The sequence below is a fragment of the Paraburkholderia sp. J67 genome (assembly GCF_905220265.1).
In the GTDB taxonomy this organism is placed as follows: domain Bacteria; phylum Pseudomonadota; class Gammaproteobacteria; order Burkholderiales; family Burkholderiaceae; genus Paraburkholderia.
This window is the reverse complement of record NZ_CAJMZK010000054.1, coordinates 1-15,657: the sequence shown is the minus strand read 5'-3', so window position 1 is coordinate 15,657 and position 15,657 is coordinate 1. Positions and strand designations below refer to the sequence as shown.

Sequence of the window (15,657 nt, the reverse complement as noted above, 5' to 3'; positions counted from 1 at the left end):
GTTTAAGCCGCTTTAGCGACAACAGGTTGGAACCGCCGGAGACGCTAGCGAATCCGGCGGGCTAGGCAGAAAGTTCGCGCATCATTTGATGCAAACTACAAACCGCGCGATCCATGCCGTGCAATCTTCGTGCCCCATGCGAAGATGCCGGCCCACGTAAGACGCGGCGCCTCGTGTGAGGCATCGCATGGACTATTGATTATCTTCTCTCGCGGATATACAGGATGACTAAGCGTATTGCATTGGTAACGGGCGGAATGGGCGGTCTTGGCGAGGCCATCAGCGTACGGTTGCACGACGCGGGCTACAAGGTAGTCGTCACGCACTCGCCGGATAATTCAGGGGCAAAGGACTGGTTGGCACGTATGCAGGAAACGGGCCGCGACTTTCACGCGTATTCGATGGATGTCGCCGATTACGACTCGTGCGAGCGTGGCGCGAAGAAGATTCAGAGCGAAATCGGTCCGATCGATATTCTGATCAACAACGCGGGCATCACGCGCGACATGACGTTCCGCAAGCTCGACAAGGTCAATTGGGATGCGGTGCTGCGCACGAATCTCGATTCGATCTTCAATATCTCGAAGCCGCTGTGTGACGGCATGGTGGAGCGCTCGTGGGGGCGCATCATCAATATCTCGTCGGTGAACGGCTCGAAGGGTTCGGTCGGCCAGACCAACTATGCGGCGGCGAAGGCCGGCATGCATGGCTTCACGAAGTCGCTGGCGCTCGAAGTGGCGCGCAAGGGCGTGACGGTCAACACGATTTCGCCGGGCTATCTGGCCACGAAGATGGTGACCGCGATTGCGCAGGACATCCTCGATACGAAGATCCTGCCGCAGATCCCGATGGGCCGTCTGGGCAACCCGGATGAAGTGGCCGCGCTCGTGCTGTTCCTCTGCTCGGACGACGCCGGTTTCGTGACGGGGGCGAATATCCCCATCAACGGCGGTCAGCACATGCAGTAAGACTGCTGTAGCAAGCAGTCACGTCGCGCAGCACGGCTGCGCGGCAGCCATCGATTCATTCGCGCCGACACCATCAGGTGTCGGCGCTTTTTTTATGACTCGCGGATTCCGCTCATGCCGGCTTGCGGTCGAGCGCGAACGAAATCAGCAGCACGGCAATGCCGAGCGCGGCGAGTATCGCGCCGACCCAGCCCGTCGCGAGCCAGCCGAAGCCGGCGGCGATCACGACGCCGCCAAGCCACGCGCCCAGCGCATTGGCGACGTTGAACGCACTGTGATTGAGCGCGGCCGCGAGCGATTGCGCGTCGCCCGCCACATCCATCAGGCGCGACTGGAAGGCCGGGGTGCAGGCCGACCCGACGCCCACACAGAACAGGATCGGCAGCATCAGCCAGAGGTGCGGGGCGGCCGCGACGAACACCAGCAGCACCACGGCCGTGAACGCATACATGCCGAGCATGGTGCGCTTGAGCCAGCGATCCGCGAACCAGCCGCAGGCCATATTGCCGAAAATCATGCCGAGGCCGATCAATGCCAGCGCCCAGGGTACGTGAAAGCTCGCGAGATGCGTGACCTGGGTCAGCGTGGACGCCACGTAGCTATACACCGAAAAAATGCCGCCGAATCCCACTGCCGAAGCGAGCAGCGTGAGCAACACCTGCGGGCGGCCTAGCGCACCCAGTTCGGTGAGCGGGCTCGCCTTGCTCGACATGGGCAGCGTGGGCACCGACCACGCGATCATGCCCGCCGTAACGAGCGCGATAATCGCGACCGACGCGAAGCAGGCCTGCCAGCCCAGCGCCTGGCCAAGCCAGGTGGCGGCGGGCACGCCGATCACGTTCGCTACGCTCAGGCCCAGCATGACCTTGCCGATAGCCGCGCCGCGTTTATGCGGCGGCACCAGCGCCGCCGCGGCCAACGCCGCAAGTCCGAAATACGCGCCGTGCGGCAGACCGGCAATGAAGCGGCTCGCGAGCGCAAAGCCATAACTATGGAATATCGCCGTCGCGCCATTGCCGATCGCATAGAGCAGCATCAGCACGATCAGCAGTGCACGGCGCGGCATTCTGGCGAGCAGCACCGTGATAAGCGGCGCGCCGACCACGACACCCGCCGCGTAGGCGCTGATCATGTGGCCGGCTTCGGGAATCGTGACGTGCAGATCGCCAGCCATTTCCGGGAGGATGCCCATCGCCGCGAATTCGGCCGTGCCGATCGCGAAGCCGCCGAGGGCGAGCGAGAGTTCTGCCAGGCCGAGTCCGTGCGGCGGCTCGATGAGCGGCGCTGCGCCGCGGGTGTCGGCGGATGCGGCGAGCGGGGGAGTTTCTACGGTTGCATTCATCGAATAGTTCTAAAGCGGTGGTCTAAAGGCGCGAGCCGGATAATTCGTGTGAGGGAATGGGATCGATAACACCTTGCGTGCAGACGATGGCTGGCCGTTATTGTCTTCATCAGCGTCATTGGAATGAGCGTGCGCTGCCGTTCATGATGGTTCGCACGAAAGACCGAATGGCATCGAATGCCGTTGTCCTGGCGCGAATGGGCGTGACATGCGATGACAAAAAATGACAAGCAGCGACGGGTAGCGACAAGCAAAGCCCTCGCCCCATGCATCGCATGCAAGGTTCAGGCGGCAATAACCGGGTGAAAAAACAACGGTGGACGCAGGCGATAGCGGCTGAATCGAAAAAACCGACAGCACGAAGCGATACGATCCGACGGGCGCATTCTAGAACATCTGATGTTTCCGCGCCGGTCGCGAAGAAAATGTCGGGACATCAGCCCTCTCGCGAGGCCCATTCGTGGTGGCCCGCACAATCTCTTGCCAGACAACTGACTATTGAGAGTATTGCTCATAATTGCGTGCGTCAGGCCACGTTGGATTGCAGGCGGATCGTCGCGGGCACGCTGCGCGTTTGATTTTTTCAAATTCTGTATCCTGAAGTTCGAAAGCCTTTAGTCCAGACACGCCTTGAATTTTTGCGTGAGCGTGAGTAACCGGATGAAAGGAATTGGAAAAAATTGCTGGTCGATTTAGTCGTATTAGGCCCGCGGATTGCTGAATGTCATCCAATCAATTTGCATGTGCGGGTGTTTTGCATCCATAATCCGGTTGCCGAGACGGCAATTACCTATATGGACCAGGCCAAACTTCGCCATGCAAACGAAGTTCAAACAGGCGACTGGATACGAAATCCGATAAGGGAGGTGAGTATGGTGACTTTGGACGCGATCAACCTGAAGATCGCTAAACTGCAAAAACAGGCGGACACGCTCGCTCAAAAGCAGACGTCGGTCGGTCTCACGAAGATTCGCGACCTGATGCACAAGCATGGCTTGAGCGTGGCCGATATCGAGAGCTTTGTTGGCAAGAAGCGTGGCCGCAAGCCCGGTGTGGCAGCTGCCAATGGCGTGGCAAAAGCTGCGCGCGCGCAAGTGCATCACGTGGCGCCCAAATATGCAGACCCGAAATCGGGCGCGACGTGGACCGGCCGTGGCCGTGCGCCGCTGTGGATTCGCGACGTTAAGGACCGCTCGAAATTCCTGATCGACGCGGGCGCGGCGCCCAAGGCCGCTGCTAAAGCCACCGTCGAGAAAAAGGTCGCAACGAAACGCGTGACGGCTAAAAAGGCCAGCGCTGCAACGAAGGCCCCGGTGAGCGCGCGTGGCCGCAAGGCTGCCGCACCCGCGAAGAAGACCCGCGCACCGCGCAAGCCGCGCGCCCTTGCTGTCGAAAGCGCGGCCGCGCCGGTCGCAGCCGCTTAAGTAATGTGTCGAGGCCGGCTGTTGAAAAGACAGGGCCGGTCTTGACGGCGGTTGTTAAGAGCCGGCGCAATGCCGGCTCGAGCAATCCGCTTGCCTGGATTGACCGTATTCCAGTATTGGCTGAATTCTCCGGGCGTCAATTCGGGATGTCCGGCTTCTTCGCGGTTCAGGCCGCGCCGCTTCGCCGTCATCGCTCACGCCATGCCCAGGAAAAAATCCAGCGTCTGGCTTCGAGGTTTAGACCTGCTCGCCAGCGTCATGGGGGCACCGCCGAAGAAAAAGGCCACCCGGCGTAAAACCGCAGCCGTCAAAATCGCTACGAACGCGACGCTCAAGCGCGCAAAGCGCGCGCCGGCCTCGTCGATATCCTCAGCCTCTGCCGCGACTCAAAAACCCCATTCAAGATCGGCGCAAAAGGTCTTGCCGGGGCGCTGGTTACGCTCGTTTCATTCCGCGCCCCCTGCAGCCGGGCATCTCGTCAATCACCTCGCCTACGCGTTGTATTTACCCGCATCGAGTGCAACCGCTACGGGCTTGCCGCTCGTCGTCATGTTGCACGGCTGCAAGCAGAATGCGGAATCGTTCGCGCGCGGCACGCGAATCTGCGAGCGTGCGGAGCGGGCCGGGTTCGCGGTATTGATGCCCGAACAGGCTAAAACCGCTCACGCGCAAGGTTGCTGGCACTGGCACGACGACCCCGCGCATACGGAGGCGCCAGCGGTTGCCTCGCTCGTTGCGGCAATGGTGGGGGAATACGGTTTCGACGCGCAGCGGGTTTATCTCGCCGGTATTTCGGCCGGAGCGGGACTGGCGGCGGCGCTTGCGATACGCGAGCCGCAACGGTTTGCCGCTATGGGTTTGCACTCGGGCCCGGTGTTCGGTGCGGCCACCTCCACCATGACGGCCATGAGCGTGATGCGCCGTGGCACGCGCGAGGACCCGGTGCATTTGATCGATACGCGTGTGGACGTCAATCGATACCCGGGTATGCCGACGATCATCGTGCATGGGGAACTCGATGCGGTCGTGGCGAAGCGCAACGCGGAACAATTGACGCTCGAATTCGCACGTTTAAACCGGCTCGTGGACGAGCGCGGCGAATTGCGCGTGGGCGAGCAGCGCACTTATAGCCGAGATGGCGCGGACTATACGGACTACGTCAAAGGCGGCCGCAACGTAGTGAGACTGTGTGTGGTGCACGGACTCGGCCATGCGTGGAGCGGCGGCGATCCGCGCGAGCCGTTTCATTCGGCGCGCGGGCCGGACGCGACGGCGATGATATGGAATTTTTTCCGGTATCAACGTCGCAAAGCGTGATCGATTCGCAGTCCATATGGGGAGCGTCGCTGCAACCTCCCGGCGATGTTATCCCGCCTCGCTCGCGGCGACCGGCAAACCTTCCGCGCGCCAGCGCAGCATCCCACCCGCGAGATTGGCGACCTGCGCAAAGCCTGCCTTCCCCAGCAAGACACTCGCCTGCGCCGATCTCACCCCCGAGCGACACACCGCCACGACAGGCCGCTCACGATCGAGTTCGTCGATGCGGCCCATCAACTGCGAAAGCGGCACCAACTTCGCGTCGGGCAGATGCCCCAGACAATCGATGAATTCCGGCGCTTCGCGCACATCGACGATTTGCCATGCCTGCCCGTGTTCCAGCAGCGCCATCGGCTCGATTTCCCAGACGCCGCTAAAGCGCAACGTGAGCGGCGCCCAGCCGGGCGTCTCGAGTGCCGGCGCATCGCCGTCCGGTTTGCCGCAGCGCAGGTTCGCGGGCACTGCGACGGCCATCAGCTTGGGATGCGGCAGATTCAGGTTATTCATATAGCCCGCGAAATCGCCGAGATCCACGTCGCCGCCCAGGCGTGGATTGAAGCGCCGCTCCTCGGCCACACTGGTGACCGTGATGCCGCGATAGTCGTGGGCCGGATAGAGGAGGCAATCGTCGGGCAGCGTGAGGATCTGCTCGCGCACCGACGCGAACAATTGCTCCGGACTGCCCTCCTGAAAATCGGTGCGGCCGCAGCCGCGTATCAGCAGACTGTCGCCGGTAAAGGCCATGCTGCGATCGTCGAGCACGTACGTGAGACAACCGCTGGTGTGGCCGGGCGTCGCGCGGACGTCGAGATGACGCTGGCCGAACGTCACGCGGTCGCCATGACGCAGCGCACGATCGACACCTTCGGCGCCCACCACGGCCGCGAGTGCGATCTGGCTGCCGCTGCGCTCGCGCAGGCGCCATGCGCCGGTCACGTGGTCGGCGTGCACGTGGGTGTCGAGCGTCGCGACCAGCTTCAACCCTAGCTCCTGCAACAGCGAAAGGTCGCGCGGCACCTGCTCGTAGACCGGATCGATCAGCAGCGCCTCGCGGCTGGCGGTATCGCCGAGCAGATAGGTATAGGTGGACGACGCCGGATCGAAAAGCTGACGAAAGATCATCGCGGGCCTCTGCGTAAAGAGGCGGCGCGAGCGCTGCGAGCCGTCGCGCCACCGGTCAGCGCGGCATTAACCCGGTTGGCGGGTCGTGCGCAGATACGGCTTGATGGTCTTGAACCCGGGGAAGGACTTTTCGGCTTCCTCGTTGGACACGGCGGTGGTGATGATGACGTCTTCGCCCTGTTTCCAGTTGACCGGCGTGGCGACCTTGTATTGCGCGGTCAACTGGATGGAATCGAGCACGCGCAGGATTTCATCGAAATTGCGACCGGTGGTCATCGGATAGGTCAGCATCAGCTTGATTTTCTTGTCGGGGCCGATGACGAAGACCGAGCGCACCGTGGCATTGGTCGCGGCGGTACGGCCTTCGCTGGTCTCGCCGGCATCGGCGGGCAGCATGTTGTAGAGCTTTGCGACGGCGAGATCGGTGTCGCCGATCATCGGATATTTGACGACGGCGCCCTGAGTTTCCTCGATATCGGCGGCCCACTTTTCATGGTCCTCGACCGGATCGACGGAGAGGCCGATCAGCTTGGCATTGCGGCGCGTGAATTCCGGCTCGATTTTCGCCATATAGCCAAGTTCGGTCGTGCACACAGGCGTGAAATCCTTCGGGTGCGAGAAGAGGATCGCCCATTGATCGCCGATCCAGTTGTGGAAATCGATATTGCCCTGCGTCGTGCGCGCAGTGAAATTAGGCGCGACGTCATTGATGCGAAGTGACATGGTGACATCCTGTTAAGGGTTGGCGGTACGGCGGGCCCGAGTCGATCGAATCGGGTCTGACTGAAGTATGGGGCACAACGGGATCGTGTGGCGGTGATATTGGCGGTGGGCTTTTGGAGGTTGGCGAACTTTGTTCTTGTCGATGGGGCGCGAGGGGCTTGTTTGGTGTGGTTCTGTTCGGGTTTTACCCGGGGTTCAGGTTCGGAATCGTTTAATAATCTTCTGATGAGTCTGCCAGACGGGGTGGTTTGGGTGGCAATGGTCGTCGAGCGGCGTTTGCTAACAAGATGTTATCGGTTTTCTGCCGGTTTTTTGAATCGGAATCAGAATGGTTGATTGGTGATTTTGGCGGTTGATGTTTTGGCCTTTCCCTGTTTTCTTGTCGGTCTATTAGCGTCGCCCCTGTGCGGGGCGGCACCTCCTTTCCTTTGCCGCGGCAAAGAAAAGGAGGCAAAAGAAAGCCGCTCACACCGCCAGTGTGACGCAGTCCACAACCAGCCTTTAAGGGGGAATGGTATAGGAGCGTCCGCCACCTCGCACCACTAAACAAAATGACAAGGCCGTCATCCATCCGGGGGCGCTTCGCGCCCCGTGGGGCATAACGGCAAACCGAAGGTTTGCCAGAACTTGCGAAAACGCCTTTAGCACAGGGGTTTCCCTTGTAGACCCAACCGTTGCGCGCGTAGCGAGCAGCGGGATGAATGAGTCCTTTGTCACTTCGTTTTGTGGTGCGAAATGACGGATGCCCCTATACCATTCCCCCTTAAAGGCTGATTGTGAACTGCGTCACACTGGCGGTGTGAGCGGCTTTCTTTTGCCTCCTTTTCTTTGCCGCGGCAAAGAAAAGGAGGTGCCGCCCCGCACAGGGGCGACGCTAATAGACCGACAAGAAAACAAGGAAAGGCCAAAAAAGCAGGCACCAGAAAAGGAGTGAAACCTCACTGCCCGACAGAATGCACGGGCAAATCGTCATACCTCTTCAAGCGATAGATAACAAACGACGCCACCCAGGAAAAGACAAACACGCCAATAATGACGAACCCGAGATTGTTGAAGTTATCGTTGAGCGTGCCGATCACATCCCAGAACGCGCCCTTGAGCCCAAAGTGATCGCCCAGCAGCCCAAGCGTTTCAATGCCGCCGATCAGCACGGCCACAGCCACTGAAACGAGCGTGATAGTGAGGTTGTAATAGAGCTTGCGAATAGGCCGCACGAAAGCCCAGTCATAGGCGCCGAGCATGAGCACGCCATCGGTCGTATCGACGAGCGACATACCGGCTGCGAACAGCACGGGAAACACCAGCACGACGCTCATCGACACGCCCTGCGAGGCCTGACTCGCCGAGATGCCGAGCAGGCTAACTTCGGTCGCCGTATCGAAGCCAAGACCGAACAGAAACCCAAGGGGCAACATCCAGGCCGGATTAGAAACGAGTCGAAACAGTGGGCGAAACAGCCGCGAGAGCAGCCCGCGATTATTGAGCAGCAGGTCGAGATCGTCACTATCGTAGGGCTCGCCGCGGCGCACTTTCGTGAACGCACGCCACACGCCACGCAGGATGACGATATTCATCGCCGCGATCAGGAACAGGAACAGCGCGGAGACGCTTGTGGAGATGACGCCGCCCAGTTCCTTCCAGGCTTCGACCCGGCTCTCCAGTGCGGCGGCCGTGGCGGCCACGGCGGCGGCGACCAGCAGCACCACGGCCGAGTGGCCGAGCGCGAAGAAGAAGCCCACGGTGACGGGCCGCTGGCCGTCCTGCATCAGCTTGCGTGTGACGTTGTCGATGGCGGCGATATGGTCGGCATCGACGGCGTGGCGCAGCCCAAAGCCATAGGCGAGCAGGCCAGTGCCCAGCAGCAGCGGATGCGCGTGGAAGGCGACGAACGCCCAGATCCAGGCGCCGATGTTGAAAGCGGCCAGTAGCAGATAGATGCCGGTGACGCGACGGCGCAGGCCGCCTCGCGTAGCGGTCGTGGACAATACGGTGGACATGAAACAGTTCCTGAGGTCGGGCTGTCCTTGCAACGGCGGCCGCACGCGGGCGGCGCTTGCGCATCGGGACACCCCGCCCGTTGCGGCTGCTTGGACCTCGGTTCGATGGCAGGTCTCCTGGCTCGCGGGTCGTCGCCCATGCCGGCCTTCCCGGTTTCCCAGTGGCCCGTGTGGCATGAACTCGCCGCTCACAGTTGCGGGGGCAGCCGCAGACTCGAGGCGCGCGCGCCTCTACTGCGTTCCCTTTTGATCCCCTCGCGGGGCACCATCAGCGCGCAAGGGTAGGGGCGCGGGGGCGTCGCGTCAACCGCACAAACGCGCGACGTTGTGAAAACGCGCCGATTGGCCTTCGATAAGCGAGATCGGCGTGGCGTGTATGAACGCGCGTTCATGCAACGGCATTTCGCCAGAATGGTCATTACACTGGCAGGTGTTTTGGCCCGTGCGTCACACGATGCCCATCAGCCGATCCCTCCACCGGAGACACACGATGTTTGACCTCGCTGTTTGCGCCGAAATGGTGTTCCGCCAGCTTCCCATCGTCGAGCGTGTCAGGAAGATCGCCGCGTTGGGCTTTCAGGTGGAGATCTGGGACTGGACGAAGCACGATATCGCCGCACTCGAAGCCACGGGCGCGACGTTTTCGTCGATGACGGGTTATATCGAAGGCGATCTCATCACCGAAGCGGGTGCGCAAAGGCTGCTCGAAACGGCGGAGCAATCGATCGATGTCGCGAAGCGGCTGGATTGTCCGCGCCTGAATCTGCACGGCACGGGCTTGAATGGCGAGGGCTTGCCGGTCAGGCCGACACCCGTCGTAAGTGGCGCGATGTGGCTGGCTGCGCAACAGACGCTGGAACGCATCGCCGAACTCGGTCGTCGCGCGGGTGTGGTGTTCTGCCTCGAAAACCTCAATACGGAAGTCGATCATCCGGGCGTGCCGTTCGCGAAGGCCGCCGACACGCTAGCCCTCGTCAGCGCCATCGACAGCCCGCATTTGCGCCTGAACCTCGATCTCTATCATGCGCAGATCGGCGAGGGAAATCTGATCGAACTGGTTCGGCGCGCGTTGCCTTTCATCGGCGAGATTCAGGTGGCCGACGTGCCGGGCCGCTGCGAGCCGGGCACGGGCGAAATCCATTATCCGGCGATCGCGCGCGCCCTGGAGCTGATGGGCTATCGCGGCACGATCGGCCTCGAAGCGTGGGCGAGCGGCGACGACGAGCGCGCGCTGGAGCGCTTTCGCGAGGCGTTCGCGCGCTGAATCAGGCCGCGCGCACGTGCTGCGTGTCGCGCCACGCCTCGATGCGCTCGGTGTCGAGGCCGAACTGGTCGAGCGCGCGGCTCACCGAATGATCGACCATCTCTTCGAGGCTCGAAGGCTTCGCGTAGAACGCGGGCACCGGCGGGAACACCACGGCGCCGGCTTCGGTCACCGTCGTCATATTGCGCAGATGGATCAGGTTCAGCGGCGTTTCGCGCACCATCAGCACGAGCGGCAGGCGTTCCTTGAGCACGACGTCGGCGGCGCGCGTGAGCAGCGTGCTCGTGACCCCCGAGGCGATTTCGCCCACCGTGCGCATCGAGCACGGCACCACCAGCATGCCGAGCGTGCGGAACGAGCCGGACGAAATCGACGCGCCCACGTCGGCGATTGCATGCACGTGATCGGCTAGCGCATGCACGGCGTCGCGCGAAAGCGGCGATTCGTATTCGCGCGTGAGTTCCGCCGCGCGCGACATCACCAGGTGCGTTTCGACGCCCATTTCGCGCAGCAGGCGCAGCGTGCGTTCCGCGTAGATAAAACCGGTTGCGCCCGTCACGCCGACAATCAAACGCTTGCGTCCATCGAGTGCGCGCTTACTCATGATCTTCGTCCTCCTGAGCATCGAACAATTCGGGAGCCCACGGGCGCGGATCGACGTCCATGAACTGTGCGCGCTCGAATTCGTCGCGCAGATGGAAGGGCGCCGTGCAGTCGAACACCGTCTTGCAGGTCACGCCGCGCGCGGGCAGCGCCGGGTTGAAGTCGGGCGTCTGCGAAGGATCGAGCACGTGGCCGTTGACCTTGGGTAGCAGCATCGTCGAGACATCGCCCTGGTAGCGCGTAGTCATGGCCCAGAGCACATCGTCGCTGTCGAAGGGATCGACGTCTTCATCGACGAGGATCACGTGCTTGAGTTCCGAATACACACCCAGCGCGATCAGTGCGGCCTGGCGCGCGCGGCCGTCGTCGAAGGCGGAGCGCTTGTTCACCTGGATCACCGCCAGCAGCTTGCCGCCGCCAGCCGTGTGCGCGTAGACCTGGCTCACGAAGCCCGGCATGGCCGCTTCCACGGCGTTGTAGATGCTGGCTTCGGTGGGAATGCCCGCGAGGTTGGTGTGCTCTTCGCCGGGGCCCACGAGGGTCTGCATGATCGCGCCGTGGCGCATCGTCACGGCCTTGACCTTGATGACCGGCAGCGACGGATTGGCGGGACCGTTATAGCCCGGAAATTCCGGCATCGCGTGGCCCGTGTGGGTGTTCTGGTCTTCGACTACGCGCACGTTCGGCAGGATCTCGCCTTCGATCACGATCTCGGCACGGGCGATCGACTTCTGCGCGACGCTCACGCAATCCACCAGTTCGACCGGCGTGCCGCGCAGGCCGCCCGCAATCGAGAGTTCGTCGAAGCCGAGCGGCGTGGTGGGCGCCTCGAAGCACGCACCGATATGGATCGCCGGGTCGAGCCCCATGTTGATCGAGACGGGCAGTGCCTCGCCACGCGCTTCGGCTTTCTGGCGGAAGGCGTCGATATGGCGGCCCGGGGCGAAGAAGATCGACAGCTCGTCGCGGCTTTGCACGCAAAGGCGGTGAATCGTGACGTCGGCGTGGCCCGTATCGGGATCGCTGCCGAGCACGAGGCCGAGGCACAGGAACGGGCCAGCGTCGCTCGTGGTGTTGGTGGGCGCGGGGATCAGCTTGCGCAGGTCGAAGTCCGGATCGCTCGCGAGATGCACTGTCTGCTGGCAAGGTGCGCCTTCACGCGGCACGGTGACGGGCGCGATGGCGTTGCGCACGGCTTCGGCCATGCGCTGCGTGAGACGGCGCGGCGGCGAGTCGAGCAGCATGCCTACGCGTTGGCGACTCGCCATCAGGCCGACCAGCACGCGGCTGTGCGGATAGCCCTTGATGTTGTTGAAGATCATCGCGGGGCCCAGACGCGTGGGGCGCTGCACCGTGCCGCCTGCGCCGATGCGTCGATAGACGCCCGCGAGCTGCGCGTGCGGATCGACTTCATGATCGGTTTCGAGGAGCTGGCCCGGCGCGGTGGCGAGGCGGGCGAGCGCGGAGCGCAGGTCGTTGACGGGAGCGCGGGTCTGCGCCGGTGCGGTTTGGGTGTTCTCTTGCATGGTCAAGCCGTCCATCTGGGTTGCTGATGGACTCTATTTGACCCTCTGGAAGCGATTGAATCAATAAATCGAAAGCGGCGATTTTGATAAGATAATCTTATCTTTCAATCCGGGCCGACGATGGATTTCCGCCACTTCCGCACCTTCGTAATCGCCGCCGAAACCCTGCATTTCGGCCACACGGCCGAACGCCTGGGCATCGCGCAACCCGCCGTCACGCAGCAGATCAAGGCGCTGGAAACGCAGCTGGGCTTCAAGGTGTTTCATCGCGTGCGGCGCGGCATCGAGCTGACAACGGCGGGCGCGGTGTTTCTCGATCACGCGCGCGCGGCGCTCGCGCAGGCCGAAACCGCCGTGCTGGCCGGACGGCGCGCGAGTCGCGGTGAACTCGGCAAGCTCTGCATCGCTTACGCGAACTCGATCGTCCTCGAACCGGAACTGCCCGCGTTGCTCAAACGCTTCACCCAGGCGCGGCCGGAGGTCGAACTGGAGTTGCGCGGCGTCTCCGTGCAGGAGCAGATGAGCGCGCTGGCGGACGAACGCATCGACGTGGCGTTTCTGCGCTCGCCGCCGGGGCCGCTGCCGGGTTCGATCCGCATCACGCCGTTTTCGCGCACACCGCTCGATCTGGTGCTTGCGCGCGATCATCCTCTCGCGCGCGGGAAGCGCGTGACCTTGCGCGAGGTGGCGGACGATCGTCTGATCCTGGTGGACGATCCGCCCGGCGTGGGGCTTGGGCATCGCGTGATGGAGCTGTGTCTGGAGGCGGGGTTCGAACCCGCAAGCGTGCTGCGCACGACGGATTCCGTAGGCGTGATGCGCTTCGCGGCAGCGGGGCTGGGCGTGGGCCTCGTGCCGCGCACGCTCGCGCGCTTCGACGTGGAGGACGCGGTATTCAAGCCGCTGGCGATGGCGAACGGCTTCAGCGAAGTGGTGATCGCCACGCGCGCCTACGATCGCGCGGCGGCGACGCGCGCGTTGCTGGAACTGGCGGGTTAGCTGCGCTTTGGCGATTTTGCGCGCGGCCTGGAGGTGGTGGGTGCTTTCGCGGGCGCTTTCGCCGCAACAGGCGGCGGCATCTCACGCGCCGCCCACTCGCGCACCGCTTGCGCGAAAAGCCGCAGCGCAGTGGGCGGATGGCGGTTCGCGGGATAGTAGAGACAGACGCCCTCCATCGACGGGCTCCATTGCGACAGCAACGCGACGAGCCGCCCCTCGCGAATGGGCTCGGCCACCAGATCCTCGGGCACCCAAGCCACGCCAATGCCCGCCAGCGCCGCCTCTACCATCAGATTCAGATTGCCGAGCGTGAGCGGCCCGTCCACGTCGAGGGTCGTACTCTTGCCGCGATGCTCCAGATCCCAGCGATAGATCGCGCCGCTTTCGAACCGGAAGCGGATGCAGCGGTGCGCGAGCAGATCGTGCGGCGCTTTCGGCGCGGGATGCTCCGCGAGATAGCCCGGCGACGCCACGGCCACGAAGCGCAGATCCGGCCCGAAGCGGATCGCGACCATGTCGCGCGGCACGTCCTGCATCACGCGAATACCGGCATCGAAGCCGTTCGCGACGATATCGACCATGCGCGTATCGACGACGAATTCCACGCGGATGTCCGGGTAGGTGCGCAGGAAATCGGGCAGCACGTGCCGCACGAGCGCGCGCGATGCCGATTCGGACGCGCTGATGCGAATCGACCCCGAAGGGCGGCTCGCGGCGAAGGTCACTTCGTTGACGGCTTCGTCGAGGTCCGCGAGCGCGGGGCCGACGCGCTGCAGAAACTGTTCGCCCGCCTCGGTGAGCGCGACCGAGCGCGTCGTGCGGTTGAACAGGCGCACCTGGAGGCGTGCTTCGAGATTGCGCATGGCGTGGCTCAGCGCGGAGGGCGAGACCTCGAGCGTGCGTGCGGCCGCGCGGAAGCTGCGGGCTTTGGCGATCTCGACGAAAGCGGTCAGTTCGGAAAGTCCGGCGCGTGACATGGTCGGTCCATAGATGAATTCTGCTCATTGCCTCATGCAACGTGAGGCCGATTGTTGAGCAAGATATCGCACTCTACACTGCATGACGTCGCCGGAGCGTGCCATCACGCGCCGGTAGTGAATCATCAAGCGACTCATCAAGCGGAGATCGAACATGGAAAAGCGCACACTCGGTAAAAGCGGTCTGGAAGTCTCGGCGATCGGCCTCGGCTGCATGGGCTTGAGCTTCGGATACGGCCCCGCGACCACCACTGCGGATGGCGTCGCGCTGATTCGCGCGGCGTTCGAGCGCGGCGTCACCTTCTTCGACACGGCGGAAGCCTATGGGCCGTTCGTCAACGAGGAACTGCTGGGCGAAGCGCTCGCGCCGGTGCGCGATCAGGTGGTGATCGCGACCAAGTTCGGCTTTCAGGACGGCGACGCGACGAAGCCGCTCGACAGCCGCCCCGAACGCATTCGCGCCGTGGCGGAAGCTGCGCTCAAGCGTCTGAAAACCGATCGCATCGACCTGTTCTACCAGCACCGCGTGGACCCCAACGTGCCCGTCGAGGACGTGGCGGGCACCGTGGCCGATCTGATCCAGGAGGGCAAGGTCAAGCACTTCGGCATGTCCGAGGCCGGCGAACAGTCGATTCGCCGCGCCCATGCGGTGCAGCCGGTCGCCGCGCTGCAAAGTGAGTATTCGCTCTGGTGGCGTCAGCCGGAGACCACGGTGCTGCCGGTGCTCGAAGAGCTGGGCATCGGCTTCGTGCCGTTCAGCCCGCTCGGCAAGGGTTTTCTCACGGGCGCCATCGACGAGAACACGCAGTTCGCGCAGAACGATTTCCGCAACGTCGTGCCGCGCTTCTCGGAAGAGAACCGCAAGGCCAACGCGCGCCTTGTCGAGGTGCTGGGCACGATCGCCACGGATCGTGGCGCAACGCGCGCGCAGATCGCCATCGCCTGGCTGCTGGCACAGAAGCCGTGGATCGTGCCGATTCCCGGCACCACGAAGCTGCATCGGCTCGATGAGAACGTCGGCGCGGCGGCGGTGACGCTCGAAGCGGCGGATCTGGCCGCGATCGAGGCCGCGCTCAAGCAGATCGAGATCGTGGGGGATCGTTATCCCGCGCATCTGCAAAAGCGCGTCGGTAACTGATCAACGGATGGCGTAGCGGTTTCGGCATCCTTCACGAATCGTGTTTAATGTCTCCACGCCTCGGGGGCTAATGTTTGGCCGCCTCCTGAGGCATGCTTGCAGCTATCGAAGCGCGCCAATCGGGGCGCGCCGCAACGAGCAACGGAGAACGAGACATGAGCAAGACCTATCGCATCGCGGCAATCCCCGGCGACGGCATCGGCCTGGAAGTGATGCCGGAGGGCGTGCGCGTGGTGGAGGCGGCCGCCGCGAAGTTT

The 15,657-nt window shown here is 63.1% G+C and carries 14 protein-coding genes and 1 riboswitch; of the genes, 7 read left to right on the top strand and 7 right to left on the bottom strand.

Annotation, left to right across the window (positions count from 1 at the left end; translation table 11 throughout):
- The first annotated feature begins 224 nt into the window (after positions 1-224).
- On the top strand, positions 225-968 hold the full coding sequence (phbB, locus tag U5782_RS40775) for an acetoacetyl-CoA reductase (protein ID WP_322049536.1): 744 nt from the start codon (positions 225-227) through the stop codon (positions 966-968).
- A gap of 112 nt (positions 969-1,080) precedes the next feature.
- Here phbB and U5782_RS40770 read toward each other — a convergent pair whose 3' ends face one another.
- A complete protein-coding gene (locus U5782_RS40770; protein ID WP_322049535.1) occupies positions 1,081-2,310 on the bottom strand; it encodes an MFS transporter in 1,230 nt (409 codons plus the stop codon).
- 680 nt (positions 2,311-2,990) lie between these two features.
- Between U5782_RS40770 and U5782_RS40765 the strand changes: the two genes are divergently transcribed.
- Genes U5782_RS40765 through U5782_RS40755 form a run of 3 tightly spaced genes read left to right on the top strand, consistent with a single transcriptional unit; the run spans position 2,991 to position 5,051 of the window.
- A complete protein-coding gene (locus U5782_RS40765; protein WP_322049534.1) occupies positions 2,991-3,734 on the top strand; it encodes an H-NS histone family protein in 744 nt (247 codons plus the stop codon).
- Positions 3,735-3,775: 41 nt separating this feature from the next.
- Entirely contained in the window at positions 3,776-4,030 is a 255-nt protein-coding gene (locus U5782_RS40760; protein WP_322049537.1) for a hypothetical protein, read from the top strand.
- A complete protein-coding gene (locus tag U5782_RS40755) occupies positions 3,936-5,051 on the top strand; it encodes a PHB depolymerase family esterase (RefSeq protein ID WP_322049533.1) in 1,116 nt (371 codons plus the stop codon). The genes U5782_RS40760 and U5782_RS40755 overlap by 95 nt, the downstream gene beginning before the upstream one ends.
- A gap of 48 nt (positions 5,052-5,099) precedes the next feature.
- Here U5782_RS40755 and U5782_RS40750 read toward each other — a convergent pair whose 3' ends face one another.
- From U5782_RS40750 to U5782_RS40740, 3 genes are all read right to left on the bottom strand, one after another.
- Positions 5,100-6,173 (bottom strand): MBL fold metallo-hydrolase, encoded by a 1,074-nt coding sequence (locus U5782_RS40750; RefSeq protein ID WP_322049532.1) that lies wholly within the window; start codon positions 6,171-6,173, stop codon positions 5,100-5,102.
- 66 nt (positions 6,174-6,239) lie between these two features.
- Positions 6,240-6,896, bottom strand: a complete 657-nt coding sequence (locus tag U5782_RS40745) for a peroxiredoxin (RefSeq protein ID WP_322049531.1) — start codon at positions 6,894-6,896, stop codon at positions 6,240-6,242.
- Positions 6,897-7,834: 938 nt separating this feature from the next.
- Positions 7,835-8,893, bottom strand: coding sequence for a HoxN/HupN/NixA family nickel/cobalt transporter (locus tag U5782_RS40740; protein WP_322049530.1), 1,059 nt, complete (start codon positions 8,891-8,893; stop codon positions 7,835-7,837).
- Positions 8,894-8,982: 89 nt separating this feature from the next.
- Positions 8,983-9,178, bottom strand: a riboswitch (cobalamin riboswitch).
- A 205-nt stretch (positions 9,179-9,383) separates the two neighbouring features.
- Here U5782_RS40740 and U5782_RS40735 point away from each other — a divergent pair.
- Positions 9,384-10,157, top strand: a complete 774-nt coding sequence (locus U5782_RS40735; RefSeq protein WP_322049529.1) for a TIM barrel protein — start codon at positions 9,384-9,386, stop codon at positions 10,155-10,157.
- A 1-nt stretch (position 10,158) separates the two neighbouring features.
- Here the strand turns inward: U5782_RS40735 and U5782_RS40730 are convergent, their stop codons facing one another.
- Together U5782_RS40730 and U5782_RS40725 are read right to left on the bottom strand one after the other, a co-directional pair.
- Positions 10,159-10,761 (bottom strand): UbiX family flavin prenyltransferase, encoded by a 603-nt coding sequence (locus U5782_RS40730; RefSeq protein ID WP_322049528.1) that lies wholly within the window; start codon positions 10,759-10,761, stop codon positions 10,159-10,161.
- Positions 10,754-12,286 carry a UbiD family decarboxylase gene (locus U5782_RS40725; protein ID WP_322049527.1) on the bottom strand — a complete coding sequence of 511 codons (1,533 nt, stop codon included), beginning with the start codon at positions 12,284-12,286 and terminating at the stop codon, positions 10,754-10,756. The genes U5782_RS40730 and U5782_RS40725 overlap by 8 nt, the downstream gene beginning before the upstream one ends.
- 120 nt (positions 12,287-12,406) lie before the next feature.
- On the opposite strand from U5782_RS40725, the gene U5782_RS40720 reads away from it, so the two are divergent.
- Positions 12,407-13,285, top strand: a complete 879-nt coding sequence (locus tag U5782_RS40720; protein ID WP_322049526.1) for a LysR family transcriptional regulator — start codon at positions 12,407-12,409, stop codon at positions 13,283-13,285.
- Here U5782_RS40720 and U5782_RS40715 read toward each other — a convergent pair.
- Positions 13,282-14,262: a LysR family transcriptional regulator gene (locus U5782_RS40715; protein WP_322049525.1), complete on the bottom strand. Its 981-nt coding sequence runs from the start codon at positions 14,260-14,262 to the stop codon at positions 13,282-13,284. The genes U5782_RS40720 and U5782_RS40715 overlap by 4 nt on opposite strands.
- A 154-nt stretch (positions 14,263-14,416) precedes the next feature.
- On the opposite strand from U5782_RS40715, the gene U5782_RS40710 reads away from it, so the two are divergent.
- A complete protein-coding gene (locus U5782_RS40710; protein WP_322049524.1) occupies positions 14,417-15,400 on the top strand; it encodes an aldo/keto reductase in 984 nt (327 codons plus the stop codon).
- Positions 15,401-15,657 lie beyond the last annotated feature (257 nt).